Raw genomic sequence first — 16814 nt, 5'->3', positions numbered from 1 at the left:
CACCGTCGTCGCCCGCGACAGCGCCGACCAGACCGGCCCCGCCAGCCCCGCCACCTCCGTACGCACCACCGGCGGCGGAGGCGAGGACGCTCCCCCGTCGGCCCCCGGCAAACCGACGGCAAGCGGCATCACCGACACCTCGGTCCGCCTCGCCTGGACCGCCGCCACCGACGACAAGGGCGTCAAGAACTACGACATCCTGCGCGACGGCACCAAGGTCGCCACGGTCGAAAAGCTCGCCTACACCGACTCCGGCCTCACCGCGGGGACGACCTACTCCTACACCGTCGTCGCCCGCGACAGCGCCGACCAGACCGGCCCCGCCAGCCCCGCCACCTCCGTACGCACCACCGGCGGCGACCCGGGCCCCGGCCCCGGCAGTCACGTGAAGCTGGGCTACTTCACCAACTGGGGTATCTACCAGCGCAATTACCACGTCAAGAACATCGTGACCTCCGGCTCGGCGTCGAAGATCACCCACATCAACTACGCCTTCGGCAACGTCCAGGGCGGCAGGTGCACCATCGGTGACGCCTACGCCGACTACGACAAGGCGGTCCCCGCCGACCAGTCCGTGGACGGCGTCGCCGACACCTGGGACCAGCCGCTGCGCGGCAACTTCAACCAGCTGCGCAAGCTCAAGAAGCAGTTCCCGCACATCAAGGTGCTGTGGTCCTTCGGCGGCTGGACCTGGTCCGGCGGCTTCACCGAGGCCATGAAGAACCCCACCGCCTTCGCCGAGTCCTGCTACAGCCTGGTCGAGGACCCGCGCTGGGCCGATGTCTTCGACGGCATCGACCTGGACTGGGAGTACCCCAACGCCTGCGGTCTGAGCTGCGACACCTCGGGCCCGGCCGTCTTCAAGAACATGATGCAGGCCTTCCGCGCCAAGTTCGGCACGAACAACCTCGTCACCGCCGCGATCACCGCCGACGCCTCCAGCGGCGGCAAGATCGACCTCGCGGACTACGGCGGCGGCGCCCAGTACGCCGACTGGTACAACGTGATGACGTACGACTTCTTCGGCGCCTGGGACGCCCAGGGGCCCACCGCCCCGCACTCCCCTCTCAACGCCTACAACGGCATCCCGCGCGAGGGCTTCAACTCCGACGCCGCGATCCAGAAGCTCAAGGCCAAGGGCGTGCCCGCCAAGAAACTGCTGCTGGGCATCGGTTTTTACGGCCGCGGCTGGACCGGCGTGACCCAGAAGGAGCCCGGCGGCACCGCGACCGGGCCCGCGCCCGGCAAGTACGAGCAGGGCATCGAGGACTACAAGGACCTGGTGGGCCGCTGCCCCTCCAACGGCACGGTCGGCGGCACCGCGTACGCCCACTGCGGCACCCAGTGGTGGAGCTACGACACCCCCGCCACGATCCTCGCCAAGATGGCCTATGTGAAACAGCAGGGCCTGGGCGGCGCGTTCTTCTGGGAGTTCAGCGGTGACACGGCCAACGGCCAACTCGTGTCCGCCATCGACAGCGGTCTGAAGTAGCACCCCGGGAACCCGGCCGGGGAGAGCGGTGTCGCCCCCGCTCTCCCCGGCCCTGTCACTGCTCCCGGCCCACCGCCGCCACATCGCGGCAGGTCCTCTCCCCGGGCAGCAGGGGCCGCAGCGCCACCCGGTAGGTGGCCGTGCCGTCGGTGAAGGAGTGCGGGGGCGAGGGCTCGGCCCTGACCGCCCGCTCCAGGCGGCGCAGTTGCTCGCCCCGGACCACGAGGCACTGCCCGATGCCGGTCCGCTCGCCCGCCGTGGCCAGGCTGCCCAGGGGCCAGCGCGGCGCTCGGGGCGAGCCGCCGCGGCCCGTCTGGTGGAACACCGCGGCCAGCGCCTCGAAGCGGTACGGGACCGACCGGCCCGACAGGTGGCGCAGCCGCTCGTCCAGGGCGCACAGCGCGCGGTGCTCCGCGCTGCCGCAGTCCCGCGCGGCCCGCCCGGGCGCCGTGGTGAGCTGCCTGCGCCCCCCGACGGCCAGCAGGTAGCTGCTGGTGGCCCCGTCCGGCGGCGGTGTGTACGCGGAGCCGCCCTTGTCCAGGCCCGCCTCCCGGGCCGCGCTCACCACCGCGGCGAGCTCGGCCCGGCTCAGCCGCACCTCGCGCGGCGCGGGCCAGCCCTGCGCCCCGTCCTCCTCCCCCAGCACGGCCCGCCCGTCGCCGTACAGCGAAAAGCGGGGCAGCAGGGCGGCGGGCGCCACCGGCACCAGACCGGCCGAGTCCCTGACGCGCAGCACCAGTTGGCCGCTGCCGGTCGGCACACTCGCCTCCTTCGCCCCCGAGGGGGACGGCCCGGCGCACGCCGTCCCGAGCAGCAGCAGGCCGAGCGCCAGCGCGGCGGCCGGGGTGCGCGCTCCCATCGTGTCGGTCACCTCCCTGTGACGCGCCGGTGCGCGATCGCGTTCCCGGCCGCCGCGCCCCTCTGGCAGCGGCGGCCGGGCCCGTCAGGCAGCGGCGTCCCGGTCCGTCAGGCGGTCCGGGCCAGGGTGTACGTCCCCGCGCCCGCGCGGTTGACCACGACCACCCCGTACACCCCGGTCCGCGGAGCGGTGAAGGTGATCTGCTCGGGCGCGCCGGGTCCGGCGCCGGTCGCCGAGGCCTCCGCCGCACCGCGGGCGCGCACCCAGCTGGAGGGGTCGTCGCTGTCGCCCATCAGGTACAGCTCGGGGTCCTGGCCGCCCGCCGAGGGCGTCACCGTGAGGGTGGTCTGCTTCCCGGCCTCCAGGACCGTGTCGCGGACCCGCACCACATCGCCCGCGCCCATCGCCAGCTGCTCGGAGCCGGTCAACAGGCCCGATCCCTGGGCGAGTTCGATGCGGTAGCCGTCCCCGCCCGCGAACCGGGAGACCTGCGGGAAGTAGTCGCCCAGCGGCCGCCGGTTGGAGTCGACCGCGACGAAGTCCACGCCGTTGCCGGTGGTGGCGCTCACCGCCAGCAGCTGGCTCTGCGCCCGGTCGTCGTACAGCCGCAGGTCCTGGTCGGAGCCGCCCTCGGGCCGCACCGCGACCACCGACCAGAACGGCGTGGTGGTGGTGTAGCCGTAGTTGTGCGGCCGTCCGGCCTGCGGCATGGGCCTGCTCAGCGGGGCGTAATTGCCCAGCGGGTTGCGGAAGTCGTAGTCGATGGTGTTCTGGTAGACGCTGGAACGCGCCCCGCCGTCGGCGGTGTTGAAGCCGTCCTGGCCCCGCTGGCGCCAGAACTCCTCGAAGGTCGCCGAGCGGTGGCCCAGGAACGTGGTCCACAGATTGCCCTGCGCCGACTCGCCGTAGAGGTCCCACGGCTGCTCGTTGCGCGGCCCGCTGTCGGAGATGTCGATCATCGCTCCGGCGATGCGCCCCTCGACCTGGTCGCCCTCGCCCCAGCCCGCGGTGCCCCAGGTCGGCGTCTCCAGATCCAGCTCGCTGCCGTCGGGCCAGCGGTAGAAGGGGTCGTTGTAGACGCTCGCCGGGTACCACTCGGCGAATCCCTCGGTCCAGGCGCAGCCCTGCGAGGTCGCGTTCTGGATGACGTGCGGGTTGCAGTTCTGGGTCTGCGGATAGTTGTCCTCGTACACGTCGTCCATCACGCCGTGGCCGACCTCGTGGACGACCGTGTGGTGCGCGTCGGGGTCGGCCGCCGCCAGATAGACCTCGTCCGCGCGCGGGCAGGCCGAGCCGCCGGACTCGGTGCAGTAGTACGTGCCCATCGTGGAGGTCGGCGTCCAGTTGATCCGGATCTGCCGGCAGTCGGCGTCCCGGGCGTCCCAGCAGTCGCCGGGCGTCCACGCCGAGGCGTCGTTGGCCGCGTCGTAGGCGTGCAGCGCCCGCATCTCGTTGGCCTGCGCGGGCTGGCGGCTGCCGAAGTCGGTGGTGGTGCCGTCGCCGATGTCGTCGCGGGTGTCGGTCCGGTAGGCGTACGGGTCCTCGTCACCGCGCTGGACGTTCCACTGGCCGTTCTCCGCGACGAAGCGTACGAACACGTCCTGGCCGCCGGGGTCGTCGTTCTGGAAGCACAGCCGGTAGTTGCCGTTGCCGTCGGTCAGGCCGGTGGCCAGCAGGTCGTCCCCGATGAAGTCCTCGTCCCAGGCCTGCACCTGGAAGTTGACCGAGGGCCGGGTGGCGCCGGTGTTGTCGACATAGTTCCAGGACCCGCGCACACAGCTCAGCGCCTGCGCCCCGGCCCTGCCCTCGCGCCCGGTGTCGTCGCTGTGCGGCCCGGCCAGGCCCTTGGTCCCCACGGACCGGTAGGGCGGGTGCCCGCTCGCCCGCCGCGGGGTGACCCCGGCCGGCACCGGCACCGTGCCGCCCATCTTCGGTGTCGCGATGGTCAGCGACGGCCGGGTGCCCCGGCCCCCGACCGTGAGAAAGGCGCTGCTGTCGCCCCCGGGGCCCTTGGCCGCCGGGTCCGCCGCCCGGACCCGGATCTGCGCGGGCCCCTCGGCGACCGCCTTGACCGTGCCCTCGTACACCGCGCGCTCGCCGTCGGCGAAGGCCCGGGTGAGCGCGGCCCGGTGCAGGCTGCCCCCGCTCTCCGGCGCCTTGGCCGCCTGCTCGCTCGGGGCGAATCCGGCCGGCGCCTTCACCCAGCGGAGGTTGGCGGGCAGATCCGCCAGGACCCGTACGGCCCGGTGCGCGCCCTGGCTGCGTACGGTGAAGGTCACCTTGGCCGTCTGGCCGACGCTCACCGCCTTGGAGATCTTGGTGTCGGTCTGGAAGCAGCTGCCCCACTCGCTGTGCGGCGAGGCCGCCGACGGCGTCAGGGTGCAGGTGTCCCGCGGTGCGGGCGGTCCGTTCCCGGCGGCCGCCGCGGCACTCGGCGTCAGCGCGGTCAGCGCCAGCACCGTGGCCGCGGCCAGCGCCCTGCCCGGCAGCCCTCTCGGTCTTCTGTTCCTGCCTGGTCGCACGCCCATCCCCCTTGCTCGTTCCTCGGACGGCCGGACGCCGGACGGCCCGCCGCGCACCGGAAGAACAGAGAAATGACGTGCCCATGACATATCGAGTCACGCCACGTCCGCCCCCGCCACCACAGTGAACCAGCCCGTACGCACAGCCACGACGAGCACACCCAACCGCATCACGCCGCACAGCATGAAGGCCGTTTCCCGCCAACCGCCCCTGTTTCAGGCCACGTTGACGCGCTGGCCGGGCGGCGCCGCCTCCAGCCAGGCCAGGAAGCCGGTGAGCGCGTCCTCGCTCATCGCCAGCTCCAGGTGCGTACCGCGGTGGCGGCAGGCCAGCACGATGGAGTCCGAGAGCAGCGCCAGCTCCTCCTCACCCTGGGGCGTACGCCGCTCGACCACCTCGATCGAGGCGCGCTCCAGGACACGGCGCGGGCGGGGCGCGTAGGAGAAGACCCGGAACCACTCGATCCGGTCACCGCTGTAGCGCGCGACCCCGTAGATCCAGCCTTTGCCGCTGGGCTCACCGGCCTCTTCGGGCACGTTCCAGCGCAGGCTGCAGTCGAACGTCCCGCCGGAGCGCTGGATGAGCCTGCGCCGCAGCCCGAAAACAAAGAGCCCCAGCAGCACCAGAAGCACCACCACGCCGCTCACCAGCAGAGCGAGGACCATCTCCACCGACCTCCTCGCCTCTATGGGTCCCCCCGCCGTTCAGGCGTAGGGGAGGGACACGCACCTGCATTGCCTCAGCCGCGGACCGCTCTGGAGAATTCCAGCGCAGCCCGCGGCTGAGGGTAAAGCTCTTCGGTGCCAGGCGCTCAGTGAGTGCCCGCCACCGCACGCAGCCGGACATCGGCGCGACGCTCGGCGGCCGCGTCGGCCTCCGACTTCGCCCGCTCCAAGGCCCGCTCCGCGCGCTGGACATCGATCTCGTCCGACAGCTCGGCGATCTCCGCGAGCAGAGACAGCTTGTTGTCGGCGAACGAGATGAAGCCGCCGTGCACCGCGGCGACGACCGTGCCGTCCCCGCTCTCACCCGTCGTGCGGATCGTCACCGGGCCGGACTGCAGCACGCCGAGCAGCGGCTGGTGTCCGGGCATGACGCCGATGTCGCCCGACGAGGTGCGCGCGACGACCAGGCTGGCCTCGCCGGACCAGACCTGACGGTCCGCGGCGACCAACTCGACGTGCAGCTCAGCCACGATGGCTCCTCGGGTCTCCACCTGCCTGGTTCGGCAGATGTTGGGTCAAATACTAGTGGGCGCAGCGACCGGGGGCGGCCAGGGCCGCCCCCGGGGCCGAAAGCCGGGGGTCAGGAGACGCCCAGCTCCTTGGCGTTGGCCTTGAGGTCCTCCAGGCCACCGCACATGAAGAACGCCTGCTCCGGGAAGTGGTCGAAGTCACCGTCGGCGATCGCGTTGAACGCGGCGATGGACTCGTCCAGCGGAACGTCCGAGCCGTCCACACCGGTGAACTGCTTGGCCGCGTGGGTGTTCTGCGACAGGAACCGCTCGATACGACGCGCGCGGTGGACGACCAGCTTGTCCTCCTCGCCGAGCTCGTCGATACCCAGAATCGCGATGATGTCCTGCAGGTCCTTGTACTTCTGCAGGATCGACTTCACGCGGGAAGCGGTGTCGTAGTGCTCCTGCGTGATGTAGCGCGGGTCCAGGATGCGGGACGTCGAGTCCAGCGGGTCCACCGCCGGGTAGATGCCCTTCTCCGAGATCGGACGCGACAGAACGGTCGTGGCGTCCAGGTGCGCGAAGGTGGTGGCCGGCGCGGGGTCGGTCAGGTCGTCCGCGGGGACGTAGATCGCCTGCATCGAGGTGATCGAGTGACCACGGGTCGAGGTGATGCGCTCCTGCAGGATGCCCATCTCGTCGGCCAGGTTCGGCTGGTAGCCCACCGCGGAGGGCATACGGCCGAGCAGGGTCGAGACCTCGGAACCGGCCTGGGTGAAGCGGAAGATGTTGTCGATGAAGAACAGCACGTCCTGCTTCTGCACATCGCGGAAGTACTCCGCCATGGTCAGACCGGCCAGGGCCACGCGCAGACGGGTGCCCGGGGGCTCGTCCATCTGGCCGAAGACCAGCGCGGTCTTGTCCAGAACGCCGGACTCGTCCATCTCCGCGATGAGGTCGTTGCCCTCACGGGTGCGCTCACCGACACCGGCGAACACGGAAACACCGTCGTGCAGCTTGGCCACACGCATGATCATTTCCTGGATCAGAACGGTCTTGCCGACACCGGCACCACCGAACAGACCGATCTTGCCGCCCTTGACGTACGGGGTCAGCAGGTCGACGACCTTCAGGCCGGTCTCGAACATCTCGGTCTTCGACTCAAGCTGGTCGAACGCCGGGGCCTTGCGGTGGATGGACCAGCGCTCGGTGACCTCGGACTCGGCCTCGGGCTCGTTGAGGATCTTGCCCAGGGTGTTGAACACCCGGCCCTTGGTGACGTCGCCGACCGGCACGGTGATGCCGTCGCCGGTGTCGGTGACCGGCGCCTGGCGGACCAGACCGTCGGTGGGCTCCATGGAGATCGCACGGACCCGGCCGTCACCCAGGTGCTGGGCGACCTCGAGGGTCAGCGTCTTCTTGCCGCCCTCGACCGCCGGGTCGTCGACCTCGACGTGCAGAGCGTTGTAGATGTCCGGCATCGCGTCGACGGGGAACTCCACGTCGACGACCGGGCCGATGACCCGCGCGACGCGGCCCGTCGCCGTGGCCGTCTCAACAGTGGTGGTCATAGTTGTCAGTCACTCCCCGCGGTCGCGTCGGCCAGGGCTGCCGAGCCGCCGACGATCTCGCTGATTTCCTGGGTGATTTCGGCCTGGCGGGCCGCGTTGGCAAGCCGCGACAGCGACTTGATGAGGTCTTCGGCGTTGTCGGTGGCCGACTTCATCGCCCGGCGGGTGGCCGCGTGCTTGGAGGCGGCGGCCTGGAGCAGGGCGTTGTAGATACGGCTCTCGACGTACCGGGGCAGCAGGGCGTCGAGGACGTCCTCCGCCGACGGCTCGAAGTCGTACAGGGGCAGCAGTTCGCCCTTGGACGCCTCCTGCGCCTCCTCCGTCACCTTGTCGGTGCTCAGCGGCAGCAGGCGGTCGTCCACCGGCGTCTGCGTCATCATCGAGACGAACTCGGTGAAGACGATGTGGAGCTCGTCCACGCCGCCCTCGGCCGTGTCCTTCTGTACGGCCTCGATCAGCGGCCCGGCGATCGCCTTGGCGTCCGCGTAGGTGGGGCTGTCGGTGAAGCCGGTCCAGGAGTCCGCGACCTTGCGCTCGCGGAAGCCGTAGTAGGACAGGCCCTTGCGGCCGACGATGAAGGTGTCGACCTCCTTGCCCTCGCCCTTGAGACGCTCGGTGAGCTTCTCCGCGGCCTTGATGGCGTTGGAGGAGTAGCCGCCGGCCAGACCGCGGTCGCTCGTGATGAGCAGCACCGCGGCCCGCGCCGGGCTGTCGACCTCGGTCGTCAGGGCGTGCTTGGTGTTCGAGCCGGTCGCCACCGCCGCCACCGCGCGGGTGAGCTCACTGGCGTAGGGGGTCGATGCCGCCACCTGGCGCTGCGCCTTGACGATGCGCGAGGCGGCGATCATCTCCATCGCCCTGGTGATCTTCTTGGTCGCGGTGACGGAGCGGATGCGACGCTTATAGACCCGGAGCTTGGCTCCCATGGATCAGGTCCCTTCCGTCATCACTTGGCGGCGCCGGCCGGGGCGTCCTCGCCCAGGAGCTTGCCGTCCGAGGTCTCGAACTGCTTCTTGAAGGCCGCGACGGCGTCGGTGAGCGCCTGGATCGTGTCGTCGGACATCTTGCCGCCCTCGCGGATGCCGGTGAGAAGTTCCTTCTTCTCGCGGCCCATCCAGTCCAGCAGCTCGCGCTCGAAGCGGCGGATGTCCTCCACCGGGACGTCGTCCATCTTGCCGGTGGTGCCGGCCCAGATGGAGACGACCTCTTCCTCGACCGGGTACGGCGCGTACTGACCCTGCTTGAGCAGCTCGGTCATGCGCTGACCACGGGCCAGCTGGGCCTTGGAGGCGGCGTCCAGGTCGGAACCGAAGGCGGCGAACGCCTCCAGCTCGCGGAACTGGGCCAGGTCCACACGCAGACGGCCGGAGACCTGCTTCATCGCCTTGTGCTGCGCGCTGCCACCGACTCGGGAGACGGAGATACCGACGTTCAGCGCGGGGCGCTGACCGGCGTTGAAGAGGTCCGACTCCAGGAAGCACTGGCCGTCGGTGATGGAGATGACGTTGGTCGGGATGAAGGCGGAGACGTCGTTCGCCTTGGTCTCGACGATCGGCAGACCGGTCATCGAGCCGGCGCCCATCTCGTCCGACAGCTTCGCGCAGCGCTCCAGGAGACGGGAGTGCAGGTAGAAGACGTCACCGGGGTAGGCCTCACGGCCCGGCGGACGGCGCAGCAGCAGCGAGACGGCGCGGTAGGCGTCGGCCTGCTTGGAGAGGTCGTCGAAGACGATCAGGACGTGCTTGCCCTGGTACATCCAGTGCTGGCCGATGGCGGAGCCGGTGTAGGGGGCCAGGTACTTGAAGCCCGCCGGGTCCGACGCCGGGGCGGCGACGATGGTGGTGTACTCCAGGGCGCCGGCCTCCTCCAGCGCACCGCGCACGGACGCGATGGTGGAGCCCTTCTGGCCGATGGCGACGTAGATGCAGCGGACCTGCTTGTTCGGGTCGCCGGAGCGCCAGTTGTCGCGCTGGTTGATGATCGTGTCGACGGCCAGGGCGGTCTTGCCGGTCTGACGGTCACCAATGATCAGCTGACGCTGGCCGCGGCCGATCGGCGTCATCGCGTCCACGCCCTTGTAGCCGGTGGCCATCGGCTCGTGGACGGACTTGCGCTGCATGACCGTGGGGGCCTGCAGTTCGAGGGCGCGGCGGCCCTCGGACTCGATCTCGCCGAGACCGTCGATCGGGTTGCCCAGCGGGTCGACGACGCGGCCGAGGTAGCCCTCGCCCACCGCGACCGAGAGAACCTCACCGGTGCGCTGCACCGGCTGGCCCTCCTCGATGCCGCTGAACTCACCGAGGACAACCGCACCGATCTCGCGCTCTTCGAGGTTCAGCGCAAGACCGAGGGTGCCGTCCTCGAACTTCAGCAGCTCGTTCGCCATCGCCGAGGGAAGTCCCTCGACCTTCGCGATGCCGTCACCGGCCTCGCTGACCGTGCCGACCTCCTCGCGCGAGGCCGCGTCCGGCTGGTACGACTGGACAAAGTTCTCCAGCGCGTTCCGGATCTCCTCCGGCCGGATCGTGAGCTCCGCCATCTGGGTTCCCTGCTCTCCTTGTTGGGCCCGAAGTGTTCTGCGGGGGTACGGGGGGTGGACCCCCGAGATGTCACTGCGTTACGGCCCAACCCGGGCCGTTGCTAATGCTGTTGAGTTGGTGGCTGCGTCAGCCGGCCATCCGCCGTGCGGCCTCTTCGAGGCGCTCGGAGACGGTCCCGTCGATGACCTCGTCGCCGATCCGCACCTGAACTCCGCCGAGGACCTCGGGGTCCACGTCCAGGTTCAGGTGGACCTGCCGGCCGTACAGCTTGGCCAGCGCGGCGCCCAGGCGCTGCTTCTGGCCGTCACTGAGCGGCACCGCGGAGGTGACCACCGCGACCATGCGGCCCCGGCGGTGCGCGGCCAGCTTGGACAGGGCGTCCAGCCCCGCTTCCAGGCTACGGCCCCGCGGCTGCTCGACAAGGCGGACCACCAGGCGCTCGGTGACCGGGTTGGCCCGGCCGCCCAGCAGCGAGCGGAGCAGCTCGGCCTTGGCCGTCCTGTCCGCCCGGCGGTCGGTCAGCGCCGAACGCAGGTCCTTGGCCGAGGCGACGATCCGGCCGAACCGGAACAGCTCGTCCTCGACGTCGTCGAGCGCGCCGGCCCGCTGCGCGGCGATGAGGTCGGCGGAGTTCGCCAGCTCCTCGGTCGCGTCGGCCAGGTCACGGGACTTGGACCAGCGGGAGCGGACCATGCCGGAGACCAGATCGACGCTCTCGCCGCCGACCTGGCTGCCCAGCAGGCGCCCGGCCAGCTCGGCCTTGGCCTCGCCGGCCTGCGCCGGGTCGGTCAGGACCCGACGCAAGGAGCCCTCGCGGTCGAGCAGAGCGGTGACGGCGGCCAGCTCCGCGGCGAGCTTCGCCGCGTCGACGGAGGTGTTGTCCGTCAGCGCGTCGAGACGCTCGCGTGCGGAGGCCAGCGCCTCGCGGCTCGCTCCGTTCATCGCCCGGCCTCAGCCTTCGTCGACTTGGACCCCGCCTCGACAGCCTTGTTTTCGAGTTCGTCGAGGAAGCGGTCGATGGTCCGGCTCTGCCGTGCGGAGTCCTCCAGGGACTCGCCGACGAGCTTGCCGGCCAGGTCGGTGGCGAGCTTGCCCACGTCCTGACGCAGCGACTGCGCGGCCTGCTTGCGGTCCGCCTCGATCTGGGCGTGGCCGGCGGCGATGATCTCCTCGCGCTGACGCTGGCCCTCGGCCCGCATCTCGGCGATGAGCGTCGCACCCTGCTCCTGCGCCTCCTGGCGCAGACGCGCGGCCTCGTGGCGGGCGTCGGCGAGCTGGGCCCGGTAGTCCTCGAGCACCTGCTGGGCCTCGGCCTGGGTGGCCTCGGCCTTCTCCATGCCGCCTTCGATCGCCGCCCGGCGCTCCTCCAGAACCCTGTTGATGTTCGGGAGGAGCTTCTTCGCGAGGAAAAGGAAGACGATGGCGAAGGCGATCAGGCCGATGACCAGCTCTGGGATCGGCGGGATGAGGGGATTCTGCTCCTCCTCGGCCGCCAGCTGTACCAGGGCGTTCACATCAGTGCCTTCCGTCTAATGAAGCGTGGTCGCGGCAGGTCGTCAGGACTTGAAGAGGAAGCCCATGACGATGCCGATCAGGGCGAGCGCCTCACAGAAGGCGAAGCCCATGATCTGGTTGGCGCGGATCAGGCCGGCGGCCTCGGGCTGACGGGCCAGGGCCTGGGTGCCGTTACCGAAGACGATGCCGACGCCGATGCCGGGGCCGATCGCGGCGAGGCCGTAGCCGATCGAACCGAGGTTGCCGGTGACGCCAGCGGCCAGGTTGACAGTCTCGAGAGCAGCGGACATGCCGTTACTTCCTTCTCTTTCACGGTTCCGGTGGGGGTTGGCCACCGGACGTCTGTTGGTGGTGACGGAGGCGGGGTTGCTCAGTGGTGCTCGGAGAGCGCGCCCTGGATGTAGTTGCAGGCCAGGAGGACGAAGACGTACGCCTGGACGGCCTGGATGAACAGCTCGAAAGCGGTCAGCAGGATGGTCATCACGAACGAGGCGCCCGCGTAGACGATGCCGAGACCGTTGAGCAGGTACCAGGTGCCGATGGTGAACATCAGGATCAGCAGGTGACCGGCGAACATGTTCGCAAAGAGCCGGACCGCGTGGGTGAAGGGCCGGATCAGCAGGTTCGAGAAGAAGTCGATGACCACGATCATCGGCCAGATCGGGCCGAGCGAGCGGTCGTAGCCGGTGAAGTTCTTCCAGGCGCCGACGAAGCCGTGCTTCTTGAACGTCAGATAGACCCAGAGCACGTAGACGATCGCGGCAAGGCCTGCGGGGAAGGCGATGATCGAGGTGACCGGGAACTGGGCGACCGGAATGATCGACCAGATGTTCATGATCCACACGAAGAAGAACATCGAGACCATGAGGGGGACGTACTTGTCGCCCTCCTTCTTGCCGAGGGCCTCGTAGACGATGTTCTTCCGGACGAAGTCGTAACCGGCTTCACCGATCATCTGCAGCTTGCCCGGCACCACCTTGGCCTTGCCGAAGGCGGCCCAGAAGAACCACACAATGGCGATGGTGCCGAGCAGCGCCAGCAACATCGGCTTGTTGAACTCGAAACCGCCGACCGTGAAGAGCGGCTTGAAGACAAACGAATGAAGGCCTGGGGCCGGGAAGCCGCACCCGGAGAAGATGTGGCAGTCGGTCTCGAAGGCGAGCATCGTTTCAGCACTCACCGCGAGCTCCTTCAGCGTGGCGCATGGGTACGGCAACCTCGTTGTGTCGGCGCGGCGTTGAGCCACGGAACGGCACTGGACTGGTCAAACGGATAAGGGGGCGGCTGTTCGGCGCGGGGCCGGGTCGGATCGTAGGCATCGGCCGCGAGAACTGCCCGTCCCGCCAGAGGGGACTTGAGAGCTCAACCGCCTGCGCCAACTGTGCCGCAACTGGCACCGGACGATAGCAGGCCCGGCCGCGGACGTTTATTCCGGCCCTACGTGTCACGTCGGCGACCCCGCGGTCGTCGTCTTCGCGGAGTCGGAGGCCGCCGGATCCACATAAAGGATCTTGGCCTTCATGTACCCGCGGGTCTGCGCGGTGATCCACACCAGCGTCGCGCCGATCAGCGTGAGGGCAAACGTCTTCGGGTCGAAGAGCGTGGTGTCCTGGAACACCACGAGGAAGACCACGGACAGCAGAAGCTGCACCACATAAAGCAGCGGACCCATCATCTGGAACAGATGAGGCAGCTTCCTGGCCGTCTGCTGAAGCGCGTAGAGCCCCGACCCCATCAGCAGGATCACCAGCAGCGCGCCGACGACAGCACCGACGGCCCCCTTGCCACCCGCGACCACACCGCTGATGACGGCGGCAACTGCGCCGGCGGCGAGCGTGGACACTACGGCTTGGAGGAGAAGTCGGGCGTCATTCGACTGCATGGCGGCGCTCCGGCAGGGGGTGGGGGTGTTGTCGTCAGGGACGAGCGTAGACCCGGGCTCAGGGCGTACCTGGGGCCGAAGGGCCGTCGCACTACGGCACTTCGACTCTGTCGCCGGGTTTCGTGAACGGTATCACAAACTATTTGATGAGGTCTTTACCTGCTTGGTGTGCTGCCTGTCACACGTGAGCAGTAATCCGCGCGTCGGAGCACTGACGCCCCGATTCTCGTCTGGTATGGGGGCAACTGCCCCGATTTTCGAACGGTTCGTACCGCGCGAAACCCGCCGCACACCCCGCCCCCGGCTCGACCCCCGCTCAGTGACGGCTGCCGGCCCGGCGCCGGTCCGCGAAGCGCGAGCGGTCGCCGATCGCGGTGGCCCCGTTGATGCCCGCCGGCACCGCCTGCCGCTCCTTGTCCGCCGCCCGCTCACCCTCGGGCTTGGGCTCGTGGATCCCGCCGCGCACCACCCGGCCCGCCGCCACCCTGCCCACCCGGCGGTAGCGCGGCGGAACCAGGCGCTCCGCCCAGCGCGGGGCGTGCGGGGTGAAGCGCGGCAGCAACAGCAGGACGAGGCCGACCGCACTGAGCAGCACGATGCCCAGCACGATCCACATGCTGGCGTTGTTGACCGAGTACGCCACCGCGCCGAATGCGATCAAAGCGGCCCAGAAGTACATGATCAGCACCGCGCGGCTGTGGGAGTGCCCGATCTCCAGCAGGCGGTGGTGCAGGTGGCCCCGGTCGGCGGTGAAGGGCGACTGGCCGTTCCACGTACGGCGCACGATGGCCAGAATCAGGTCGGCGACCGGCAGCGCGATCAGGGTCAGCGGCATCAGCAGCGGAATGTAGACCGGCACCATCGCGTGGGTGGCCTCGCGCAGGCTGCCCGCCTTGGAGTTCAGCACGTCCGGGTCGACCTGTCCGGTCACCGAGACCGCGCCGGCCGCCAGCACCAGGCCGATGAGCATCGAGCCCGAGTCGCCCATGAAGATCCGCGCGGGGTGCATGTTGTGCGGCAGAAAGCCCAGGCACATTCCCATCAGAACGACCGAAAACAGCGTGGCCGGAGCCGCCGCCTCGATGCCGTATCCGAACCACATGCGGTACGCGTACATGAAGAATGCCCCGGCGGCGATGCACACCATTCCCGAAGCCAACCCGTCCAGCCCATCCACGAAGTTGACGGCGTTGATGGTGATCACGACCAGGGCCACGGTGAGCAGCGTGCCCGTCACCGGGGTGAGCAGGACCGTGCCGAAGCCGGGGATCGGCAGCCACAGGATCGTCAGGCCCTGAAGGACCATCACGCCCGCGGCGATCATCTGGCCGCCGAGCTTGATGAGCGCGTCCACGCCCCACTTGTCGTCCAGGACGCCCAGCAGCCAGATCAGCGCGGCGCCCGAAAGCAGCGCCCGTGGCTCGTTCAGCTCGAAGACCGATTTGAGATTGGTCAGATGGGCGGCGACCAGAAGCCCCGCGCACAGCCCGCCGAACATCGCGATACCGCCCAGCCGTGGCGTCGGCTCACGGTGCACGTCGCGGGCCCGGATCTCCGGTACCGCGCCGGCCACGATGGCGAACTTCCTTACCGGCCCGGTCAGCAGGTAAGTGACCGCGGCCGTGACGCACAGCGTCAGCAGGTATTCACGCACGGGCTGCCCCATAGGTATCGCTGGCCATCACAGCCACACACCATATGCGTGTCCGCCCCCTATCCGTGAACGTAGCTGAAGACAACCCCCGTCCACATTCGGTTGCGTCCCTCAGGAACGATCCGGATATGGCGGAAAGCACCGGACAATTTCGGCGGTGTTCTCGCGGTCCGAAGCGGTGGGTTCGGACCGTACCGCGGCACCGATCAATGCACCGATTCGCGCCATTTCGACTTCTCCCATTCCCTGGGTGGAAACCGCGGCGGTGCCCAGCCGGAGCCCGGGCCTGCGCAGGGAGGGGTCCACCGCGCACGGCAGCGCGCAGGTGTCCAGCACGATCCCGGCGGCCGCCAGCCGGCCCTTGGCGGTGCGCGCGTCCACGCCCAGCGGTGCGGGATCGACGGTGATCAGATGGGTGTCCGTACCGCCCGTGGTGACCGTCATCCCCTCTCCCGCCAGGGCCTGGGCGAGGGTACGGGCGTTGGCCACGACCCGGTGGGCGTAGGCGGTGAAGGCGGGCGCGGCGGCCTCGCCGAACGCCACGGCCTTGGCCGCGACGGTGTGCATCTGCGCCCCGCCCTGGGTGAAGGGGAAGACCGCCCGGTCGATGCGTTCGGCCAGCTCCGCGCCGCACAGCAGCATCCCGCCGCGCGGCCCGCGCAGCACCTTGTGGGTGGTGGCGCACACCACGTCCGCGTACGGCACCGGATTGGGTGCCGCTCCCCCGGCGACCAACCCGATCGGGTGGGCCGCGTCGGCGATGAGGTACGCCCCCACCTCGTCGGCGATGTCGCGGAAGGCCGCGTAGTCGATGTGCCGCGGATAGGAGATGGAGCCGCAGACGATGGCCTTGGGGCGGTGCGCGCGGGCCAGTTCGCGCACCGCTTCGTGGTCGAGCAGCCCGGTGTGCGGGTCGACCCCGTAGCCCACGAAGTCGAACCAGCGGCCGGAGAAGTTGGCGGGAGAGCCGTGGGTGAGGTGGCCGCCGTGCGGGAGGCAGTGGGCCAGGACGGTGTCCCCGGGGCGCAGCAGGGCGGCGTAGGCGGCCAGGACGGCCGAAGACCCGGAGTGGGCCTGGACGTTGGCGTGCTCGGCGCCGAACAGGGCCCTGGCGCGCTCGATGGCGATGCGCTCGGCGAGGTCGACCAGCTCGCAGCCGCCGTGATGGCGGGCGCCGGGGTAGCCCTCGGCGTACTTGTTGGCGAGCGGGGAGCCCAGGGCCGCCAGGACCGCGGGCGAGGTGAAGTTCTCCGCGGCGATCAGCTGGAGTCCGCCGGCCTGGCGCCCGGCCTCCCCCAGCAGCAGCCCGGCGATCTCGGGGTCCTGGCGCCGCAGCGCCGCGAAGTCCGGTCCCCACACAGGGGGCCGCTCCACGGCGGCGTCGCTCGGGGGTGACGCTGTACTGGACACAGTACTGGCGGGCATGGCTGCTCCGGGCCTCGTACGGGGACGTAGGTCCCAATGTAGGCGCGCAGCGGCGTAAGGGCGCGGTGGCGGACGTGGTCCGGGCCGGCCCGCCCCGGCTTCCGGCCCCGCGCGGGCCGGCCCCAGGGCCTGTCGTCGAAGTCCCGCCTGCCTGGCGGGCGGACGACGGGACTTCG

15 protein-coding genes are annotated in these 16814 nt (G+C 70.0%); 1 reads left to right on the top strand and 14 read right to left on the bottom strand.

Translation table 11 applies throughout. The features are described 5' to 3' along the window. Window positions 1–1492: glycoside hydrolase family 18 protein (locus AC4IJH_RS08420; protein ID WP_490850925.1), on the top strand; the 1492-nt coding region annotated here is incomplete at its 5' end. A gap of 55 nt (window positions 1493–1547) precedes the next feature. On the opposite strand, the gene AC4IJH_RS08415 is transcribed toward AC4IJH_RS08420, so the two are convergent. The 14 genes from AC4IJH_RS08415 to glyA all read right to left on the bottom strand — a co-directional run bounded on the left by AC4IJH_RS08415 (window position 1548) and on the right by glyA (window position 16638). Continuing rightward, window positions 1548–2363, bottom strand: a complete 816-nt coding sequence (locus AC4IJH_RS08415; RefSeq protein ID WP_490850924.1) for a hypothetical protein — start codon at window positions 2361–2363, stop codon at window positions 1548–1550. A 95-nt stretch (window positions 2364–2458) separates the two neighbouring features. Then, entirely contained in the window at window positions 2459–4873 is a 2415-nt protein-coding gene (locus AC4IJH_RS08410; RefSeq protein ID WP_490850923.1) for a transthyretin-like family protein, read from the bottom strand. A 216-nt stretch (window positions 4874–5089) separates the two neighbouring features. Further along, window positions 5090–5539: a DUF2550 domain-containing protein gene (locus tag AC4IJH_RS08405; RefSeq protein ID WP_490850922.1), complete on the bottom strand. Its 450-nt coding sequence runs from the start codon at window positions 5537–5539 to the stop codon at window positions 5090–5092. 146 nt (window positions 5540–5685) lie between these two features. After that, window positions 5686–6069 (bottom strand): F0F1 ATP synthase subunit epsilon, encoded by a 384-nt coding sequence (locus AC4IJH_RS08400; RefSeq protein ID WP_490850921.1) that lies wholly within the window; start codon window positions 6067–6069, stop codon window positions 5686–5688. Window positions 6070–6179: 110 nt separating this feature from the next. Next, entirely contained in the window at window positions 6180–7622 is a 1443-nt protein-coding gene (gene atpD, locus AC4IJH_RS08395) for a F0F1 ATP synthase subunit beta (RefSeq protein ID WP_490850920.1), read from the bottom strand. 5 nt (window positions 7623–7627) lie between these two features. Continuing rightward, the gene (locus AC4IJH_RS08390; protein ID WP_490850919.1) at window positions 7628–8548 is read right to left on the bottom strand and encodes a F0F1 ATP synthase subunit gamma; all 921 of its coding nucleotides are present in this window, start codon (window positions 8546–8548) and stop codon (window positions 7628–7630) included. A gap of 20 nt (window positions 8549–8568) precedes the next feature. Further along, window positions 8569–10161, bottom strand: a complete 1593-nt coding sequence (gene atpA, locus AC4IJH_RS08385) for a F0F1 ATP synthase subunit alpha (protein WP_490850918.1) — start codon at window positions 10159–10161, stop codon at window positions 8569–8571. 127 nt (window positions 10162–10288) lie between these two features. Next, window positions 10289–11104 carry a F0F1 ATP synthase subunit delta gene (locus tag AC4IJH_RS08380; RefSeq protein WP_490850917.1) on the bottom strand — a complete coding sequence of 272 codons (816 nt, stop codon included), beginning with the start codon at window positions 11102–11104 and terminating at the stop codon, window positions 10289–10291. Next, complete coding sequence (locus AC4IJH_RS08375; RefSeq protein WP_490850916.1) at window positions 11101–11676, bottom strand: F0F1 ATP synthase subunit B; 576 nt, start codon at window positions 11674–11676, stop codon at window positions 11101–11103. The genes AC4IJH_RS08380 and AC4IJH_RS08375 overlap by 4 nt, the downstream gene beginning before the upstream one ends. 42 nt (window positions 11677–11718) lie before the next feature. Beyond that, the gene (atpE, locus tag AC4IJH_RS08370; RefSeq protein ID WP_490850915.1) at window positions 11719–11967 is read right to left on the bottom strand and encodes an ATP synthase F0 subunit C; all 249 of its coding nucleotides are present in this window, start codon (window positions 11965–11967) and stop codon (window positions 11719–11721) included. Window positions 11968–12047: 80 nt separating this feature from the next. Next, window positions 12048–12842 (bottom strand): F0F1 ATP synthase subunit A, encoded by a 795-nt coding sequence (gene atpB / locus AC4IJH_RS08365; RefSeq protein ID WP_490850932.1) that lies wholly within the window; start codon window positions 12840–12842, stop codon window positions 12048–12050. A 279-nt stretch (window positions 12843–13121) separates the two neighbouring features. Beyond that, entirely contained in the window at window positions 13122–13559 is a 438-nt protein-coding gene (locus AC4IJH_RS08360) for a Cg1360 family ATP-synthase-associated protein (protein ID WP_490850914.1), read from the bottom strand. 316 nt (window positions 13560–13875) lie between these two features. Beyond that, the gene (locus AC4IJH_RS08355) at window positions 13876–15225 is read right to left on the bottom strand and encodes an MraY family glycosyltransferase (RefSeq protein WP_490850913.1); all 1350 of its coding nucleotides are present in this window, start codon (window positions 15223–15225) and stop codon (window positions 13876–13878) included. A gap of 99 nt (window positions 15226–15324) precedes the next feature. After that, window positions 15325–16638 (bottom strand): serine hydroxymethyltransferase, encoded by a 1314-nt coding sequence (glyA, locus tag AC4IJH_RS08350; RefSeq protein WP_490850912.1) that lies wholly within the window; start codon window positions 16636–16638, stop codon window positions 15325–15327. Window positions 16639–16814: the final 176 nt, after the last annotated feature.

The sequence above is a fragment of the Streptomyces sp. UF-297 genome, assembly GCF_058245575.1.
The sequence above is the reverse complement of the archived record's forward strand: the minus strand, read 5'-3'. Positions and strand labels throughout refer to the sequence as shown.

Bases quoted from the DNA above. Each gene is read 5' to 3' on its own strand.
- AC4IJH_RS08405 (WP_490850922.1), bottom strand. From the start codon at position 5,539: ATGGTCCTCGCTCTGCTGGTGAGCGGCGTGGTGGTGCTTCTGGTGCTG.
- atpD (WP_490850920.1), bottom strand. From the start codon at position 7,622: ATGACCACCACTGTTGAGACGGCCACGGCGACGGGCCGCGTCGCGCGG.
- AC4IJH_RS08390 (WP_490850919.1), bottom strand. From the start codon at position 8,548: ATGGGAGCCAAGCTCCGGGTCTATAAGCGTCGCATCCGCTCCGTCACC.
- atpA (WP_490850918.1), bottom strand. From the start codon at position 10,161: ATGGCGGAGCTCACGATCCGGCCGGAGGAGATCCGGAACGCGCTGGAG.
- AC4IJH_RS08380 (WP_490850917.1), bottom strand. From the start codon at position 11,104: ATGAACGGAGCGAGCCGCGAGGCGCTGGCCTCCGCACGCGAGCGTCTC.
- atpE (WP_490850915.1), bottom strand. From the start codon at position 11,967: ATGTCCGCTGCTCTCGAGACTGTCAACCTGGCCGCTGGCGTCACCGGC.
- atpB (WP_490850932.1), bottom strand. From the start codon at position 12,842: ATGCTCGCCTTCGAGACCGACTGCCACATCTTCTCCGGGTGCGGCTTC.
- AC4IJH_RS08360 (WP_490850914.1), bottom strand. From the start codon at position 13,559: ATGCAGTCGAATGACGCCCGACTTCTCCTCCAAGCCGTAGTGTCCACG.
- AC4IJH_RS08355 (WP_490850913.1), bottom strand. From the start codon at position 15,225: ATGGGGCAGCCCGTGCGTGAATACCTGCTGACGCTGTGCGTCACGGCC.
- glyA (WP_490850912.1), bottom strand. From the start codon at position 16,638: ATGCCCGCCAGTACTGTGTCCAGTACAGCGTCACCCCCGAGCGACGCC.